The following is a 3,837-nucleotide window of genomic DNA, read 5'->3' on the forward strand; positions in this document are numbered from 1 at the left end:
GCAATCAAGGTTATTATTATTATGGATAAGCATACTTTCTTCATTAAGTTCTCCTTTATTTTAGCCCATTAGTTCTGTTAATATTCATACTTTTGGCATAAATTTTAAATATTGGAACATATAAGTGTATGAGACTGCTTCGGTCGCTTTTCATTCGCTTCTTCAGCGAATAATGTTCTTAGTTTATAGTTTTTCGTTTTTGGTTAGGAATTCGGGTAATTCTTTAATGAAACCCCTGATTCTTTTTTCTATTATTCCAATCTCCAATCCTTGCAACATCTATACCCACAATCTTTACTCAATAATAATTTAGTCGTTAGTCGTTGGTATTTAGTATATAAAGACTGTTATCAGTTTTTAGTTTATAGTTTTTAGTTAAATATTATCGGGTTTAATTGGATGAGATTGCTTCTTCACTTCGTTCCTCGCAATGACAATATAGTCGTTAGCCGTTGGTATTTAATATTTAGTTAGAATAGCATTTTTCAGTTCTTGGTTTTTAGTTTTTAGACTAAAGAACAAGAAAAATAGTTATCAGTTTTTAGTTAAGAGTAAGAGCTAAAAATCTTTAGCTGCAAGATTGCAAGGATACAATGTTGCAATACTGTCTTATTCCATTCTTGCATCTTTGCATTATTGCATTCTTGCCTTTGCTTATTACTCATTACTTGTTACTAATCACTATATTTTCTTCTCTTGTCTTGCGGTATACGTTATACGGTATACTTAATACTTTTTTCCTCTGTCATTGCGAGCCTGCCCTTAACTATTGTTAAGAGGCAGGCGTGGCAATCTCATTCATTGTTGCCTGCATTCTTTGATCAAAAATCAAAAATGGATAATTATTTTTGTTAAAATTACAACTTTATATTTTTATTTTGTATTTGTCTGTAAACTAAAAACTGAAATCTGAAAACTTACTTTCACCTATTCCAGCGTTTTTTACTCTATACCATTTTTGCATTATTCCAATCTTCCATCCTTGCAAAACATATATAAGTTCAGTATTCACTTGTTACTTGTTATTGTTTTCATTGTCAAAAGAACCGTCCCCGTGACAATGTTCTTCAATCTACATATACCACTATTTGAACCCACTCTCCGTCATATTTCGCTGAAATCGTATACCTTCCGGCCTTATACGGGGTAAAGGTTGTTTGAAACGAGCCTGTTATTGGAGATATACCCCAAACAATACCACAGCCAACGCACGAATACATTGCTACCCATTTTTCAAACTTGGAAATATCCATTTTAATCAGCTTATCATCTGAATTATAGGCTTTAATCTCAAATTTTTTAGATTGATTAACTTTCATCTCAACCTGTGCAGGAATTATTTTAAGATAAGCTAATTCAATGTTTTCCTGGTCATATTCATCATTCCCGCCTGCCGGTGGAGAAGGCATAAAACCATCGCATCCTGTTATTAGAAACATGATCATTATAATAACTATTAACGATAAAGAAACTTTTCTCATAAAAGTTCTCCTTTGTTCAGTTCCATTAACTCTTTTTTACATATGAACTTCTCAAATTTAATATAAACCTACGGAACAGAAAGAATGAGTTAAGAATGTTTTTTGTTAATACTTTAGATACTTTTTGAATGAAAACCCGGATTTTTTCCCCATTCTTGCATCATATATAATTTTAGTATTTACTCAATTTAGTCATTTTAGTCATTGGCCGCTGGTATTTAGTATTTAATAATTTGGTGAAATACATTCATGTCATCTTTTTACGTTCACTGCTTATTGTTTTTCGTTTTATTAAATTCCCTTTAGGTATAATTGAAAGAGATTGCTTCGTCACTTCGCTACTTGCAATGACACTATAGTAGCTAGCTGCTTGTATTTGTCCTTGCAAGCCTGCCTTTAAAAATGTTAAGAGGCAGGCTTGGCAATTTCATTTATTTATACGTAAAAAATTATTATCTAATCTAAAAACTAAAAACAACAAGCTATTGCAAACTAATGATTTCTAAAATGTTGTCAAAAGAACCGTCCCTATGACAATTACACGGTCTGCCGTCCCTATGACAATTATAGAGTTTTAGTCAATAAATTGGGCTTGTAGAATACTCTTGGTACCGGAAACACTCTGGACGAAAACAACTCCATCCATATTAAACCCGTCCCAGTTTATATCTTCCAGCGTAATGGTAAAACTTTTACTTTCACCGGCAGCAAGAGATGCAATAGAAATCTTTTGTTCTTCAAAAATATCAACTACAGCACGTGAAAAGCTACCACGTTTTCTAAAAGCCATACCATTGATAACCAGATTTGATAAGGTATTATTGCTGATATTTTTCACAGTACCGGTCAATACCGAAGTATTGCCTTCAGCAGTCCTGGTCGCTTTAATAGAGACCTTTGGACTGGCATTCAGGTGACCTTTAATTGTATTGTTTATAGTGTTATAAGAATTTGAATTTGTACGGTTTGTGCCATTAAATAATGTCTGTGGAACGCCGGACAAAGAATACCAATCAAAACGGTCCCTTGCTTCTTGTAATAAATAAGAACCCCAGGGGATTAAATTCACAATGATTACTTCATCCCTGCTGTATTCAGTTGCTATCTGCTCTAATACGGGCTTTAAGGGCTCGCAATAACCACAACCATCTGCACTAAAGCTTTCCACCAGTACTACCTGGGAAACTTCTTCTTCACCCTCACCTTCTCCTTCGCCTTCACCTTCAGTCGGGATACTGGTCCCATCACAACCGGTAAAGACAAAAATTCCTAAAAGTAAAATCAGCACTAAAACAAAAATTTTTTTCATCCTTTTCTCCTTTTTCTATTTGTTTTATTTATTGATTAATACAATTGCAGATAAGATAAAATCTTATCTTTGCTGTTGCAATTCTTTTGCTATTATAACCGGAAATCATTCTTTTGGGCAAGAAAAAATATTACTGATATTTTTTATTATATATAAACAGAAGAAGGGGTCTTTTGGGAACCCCTTCTTCTGTTTATTCTGTAAACATCAAGTCTTAATTCTATTTAATATGTTTTTGTTTCACTATTTACCCTGCATCAATCAATATATTTACGCTCATTGCATAAGTCACATTTGTCGCCAACTTCAAGTATCCATTCTTTGTAATATTCACCATCCATGCCTGGGCAAAATTTATCTATAGTAGCTTTATACCAGGGACTATTCTTATCTTCCGGGTCTATACAATCTTCAAGGAACCTAATGTCACCAAATACTATAAAACATTCAACTCTATCTTTGTCTTCCACATAATATTCTCCAACACCAAAAGCAAACAAGCCCTTACTTATATTACCAACATTGTCTTCCAGTTCAACCAATAAAATATAAACACCGCTATCTGGTATCAGTACATCTTTCGGTCTACCATTAACTCCTACAGGTGAATTATAACCTATAAAATCTACATTATCTGTCGCCGTCAAACAAGTAGTTTTTGTATCAACAGGGCAGCCTATGCCACTGTCAGACCAGATTGGGTCTGCACAGGTTAAGTCACAACATCTGTCAAACGGGTTATCAAAATAGTCATAAATGCTGATTGCCCATCCGGCAATACCTGAGCAGTCATCGCCACAGCATTCATCGGTTCCTTCACAAATGTCGGTAGTAGCAAAACTTTTAAAGGAAATTTCACAGCCAGCACAGTAACATTCATCAACTTCTACCACTAAGCCAAGGTAAGGGGGTTCACAGTCAACGATAACCGGGAATTCGACACAGACGCCGTCTTCACCGCATTCACCAGCTTCAATTTTTACAATACTTGCACAGCAGTCACCAATTTCACAGGTATCAGGCAAACAAGGACCACTAGTGATAACA

The 3,837-nt window shown here is 34.5% G+C and carries 3 protein-coding genes; all 3 read right to left on the reverse strand.

The window, feature by feature from the left end:
• Positions 1-1,067 precede the first annotated feature (1,067 nt).
• Entirely contained in the window at positions 1,068-1,481 is a 414-nt protein-coding gene (locus tag KO361_05130) for a hypothetical protein (protein ID MCC7574949.1), read from the reverse strand.
• 574 nt (positions 1,482-2,055) lie between these two features.
• On the reverse strand, positions 2,056-2,790 hold the full coding sequence (locus KO361_05135) for a hypothetical protein (protein MCC7574950.1): 735 nt from the start codon (positions 2,788-2,790) through the stop codon (positions 2,056-2,058).
• A 257-nt stretch (positions 2,791-3,047) separates the two neighbouring features.
• Positions 3,048-3,837 (reverse strand): hypothetical protein (locus tag KO361_05140; protein MCC7574951.1); only part of this gene is annotated, 790 nt, incomplete at its 5' end.

The organism is Candidatus Woesearchaeota archaeon (assembly GCA_020854775.1).
Taxonomy (GTDB): Archaea; Nanobdellota; Nanobdellia; order Woesearchaeales; family 21-14-0-10-32-9; genus 21-14-0-10-32-9.